The sequence below is a fragment of the Nocardioides sp. genome, assembly GCF_031422975.1.
Lineage (GTDB): Bacteria > Actinomycetota > Actinomycetes > Propionibacteriales > Nocardioidaceae > Nocardioides.
Genome location: NZ_JANPEO010000109.1, coordinates 1 through 2,355 on the forward strand (window position 1 = coordinate 1; position 2,355 = coordinate 2,355).

The 2,355-nt window shown below is 70.7% G+C and carries 3 protein-coding genes and 1 pseudogene; all 4 read right to left on the reverse strand.

The annotated features are described in order from the left end of the window. Positions 1–143 (reverse strand): annotated as a pseudogene (gene eno, locus RMO85_RS03560) (phosphopyruvate hydratase); the annotation flags it as partial. A gap of 125 nt (positions 144–268) precedes the next feature. Then, on the reverse strand, positions 269–913 hold the full coding sequence (locus tag RMO85_RS03565) for a MazG family protein (RefSeq protein WP_310526509.1): 645 nt from the start codon (positions 911–913) through the stop codon (positions 269–271). Beyond that, positions 906–1,604 (reverse strand): hypothetical protein, encoded by a 699-nt coding sequence (locus tag RMO85_RS03570; protein WP_310526510.1) that lies wholly within the window; start codon positions 1,602–1,604, stop codon positions 906–908. The genes RMO85_RS03565 and RMO85_RS03570 overlap by 8 nt, the downstream gene beginning before the upstream one ends. A 15-nt stretch (positions 1,605–1,619) precedes the next feature. Continuing rightward, positions 1,620–2,355: TRCF domain-containing protein (locus RMO85_RS03575; protein ID WP_310526512.1), on the reverse strand; the 736-nt coding region annotated here is incomplete at its 5' end.

Sequence of the window (2,355 nt, forward strand, 5' to 3'; positions counted from 1 at the left end):
GCCTCGAAGGCGCCGGTGGAGGCACCCGAGGGGACTGCCGCGCGGGCGATGGTGCCGTCGTCCAGGGCCACCTCGACCTCGACGGTGGGGTTGCCGCGCGAGTCGAGGATTTCGCGGGCGCCGACGGCTGCGATGGATGCCATGAAGGGTGCTCCTGTGGTCGAGAACGAGGGTCGAAGAACGAGTGCACTCACCCTAGACCCGCCGAGGCGGGTGGCTGCCAGCCCCCGACTTCGATCCGGACGGTGGAGGCGGGCCGGTGGCCGCGTCACCCCTCGGCAGCGGCGATCTCGCGGCGTACGGCGTCGCGCAGGGCCTGCTCCGGATCGACACCGGACCCCCGCGCTTCCCTGACGAGGTCGAGCAACCGCTCCCCCAGCGCCTCACCTGTCGCGGCAGGTGACTGGGCAACACTGTGCGTGACCGGATGGGTTGCTGAGTCACCGCTCGGCGTGAGTCGGGCGAGGCGGTCGAGCACCTTGTCGGCGTACAGCAGGGCGGGCAGGCCCGGCGGCAAGCCGTCGGTGACCGACGCGCGCTGCTTCTCGTCGGCCTTCGCGCGCTGCCACTGGTCGTTGACCTGGGCGGAGGTGAGGTCCGCCGGGCCGACGCCGAAGACGTGCGGGTTGCGGCGCACCATCTTCTCCGTCAGTCCGGCGGCCACGTCGTCGATGGTGAACTCACCGGCCTCGCTGGCGATGGCGGCGTGGAAGTAGATCTGCAGCAGCAGGTCGCCGAGCTCTTCTCGCAGGTGCTCGGAGTCCCCGGAGTCGATCGCCTCGAGCGTCTCGTGGCTCTCCTCGAGGAGGTAGCGCGCCAACGAGCGGTGGGTCTGCTCGGCCTTCCACGGACACTCGGCCCGCAGCCTCCGCATGACCTCGATGAACTCGACGAGGCGAGTGCCCTCAGTCACCGCAGCGCTGGCTGCTCGGCAGCGAGTCGACGTACGCCGCATCGGGCTCGGCCGCGAGCCCGGCCTTGGCCTGATCGCTGGCGGCGAACGAGAGGTTGGTGTCGGTCGGGGTCAGCTGGCCGTCGGTGAGCTCCACGCCGTACTTGGGGTCGACATCGATCCCGTTGGCGTCGGGCCAGACCTTGAACACGTCGCTGCCGGCCTGGGTGACCTGGTCGACGGTCGGCTCGGCGAAGCCCTCGGCGGCGAGCTTGGCGCGGCCGACCTGGTCGAGGACGTCGCCGGCCAGCGCCTGCGTGCTCATCACCTCGATGTAGTCCGCGCGCACCTCCTCGGGCATCACCGCGGCGGCGCGGGTGCGCTCGGCGACGTCACGCTCGTAGGTCGTCGACGGCGTGACGCCGTACTCCGCGGCGATCTGCTCGGCCTCCGAGGCGAGTGCGAGCAGCTGGACGACGCCCTGGCGGATGACGCCGAGCGGCACGACCCGGCCCGCACCCTTGAACTGGTCGGACAGGGCCGTGCACATGTGCCCGGTTGCCTCGTCGACGCGCGAGGCGCTGATCGTCTCGTCGCCGACCCTGGCAGCCACACCTGGCGACGCGCTGCCCGCGCAACCGCTGAGGAGAACGGCGGTCAGGACTCCGCCAACGAACGGGGAGAGGGCGGGCAGCAGACGGGGGATGCTCACGATTTCACTCCAGGATCACGGCGTGGTTGCCGGCGGATCGATGATGTCGTCGATCACGTGCCGAGCCCATTCAAGCAGGGCGATCCCGTCGATGGGACGCCCCCCGATCACGGCGGTCTGTGGCCGCGGCACGAGGATCGTGCTGGTGGGCGCCTTGACGATGCTCTGGGGGTAGACCCGGCCGAGGCGGACGACGCGCGAGTCGGGCAGGTCGACGGGCGCGAACCGGACGAACTTGCCCGAGATGGAGATCTCCTTGACCCCGCCCTGGCGGGCGCGGGCCCGGAAGCGGGCCACGATCAACAGCGACTCCACCTCGATCCGGGGCTGCCCGTAGCGGTCGACCATCTCCTCGCGCAGCTGGTCGACATCGTCGTCGGAGCGCACCTCCGCGAGGCGCTTGTACATCTCGAGTCGAAGGCGCTCCGAGGCGATGTAGTCGTGCGGCAGGTGCGCGTCGACCGGCAGCTCGATCCGGATCTCGCCGAGCTCCGGCTCGGCGTCGCCCTTGAAGTCGGAGACCGCCTCCCCGACGAGCCGGACATAGAGGTCGAAGCCGACGTCGGCGATGTGTCCGGACTGCTCACCGCCGAGCAGGTTGCCGGCGCCTCGGATCTCCAGGTCCTTCATGGCGATCGCCATCCCGCCGCCGAGGTCGGAGTGCTGCGCCAGCGTGGCCAGCCGCTCGTGCGCGGTCTCGGTGAGCGGCTTCTCGGCCGGGTAGAGGAAGTAGGCGTAGGCCCGCTCGCGG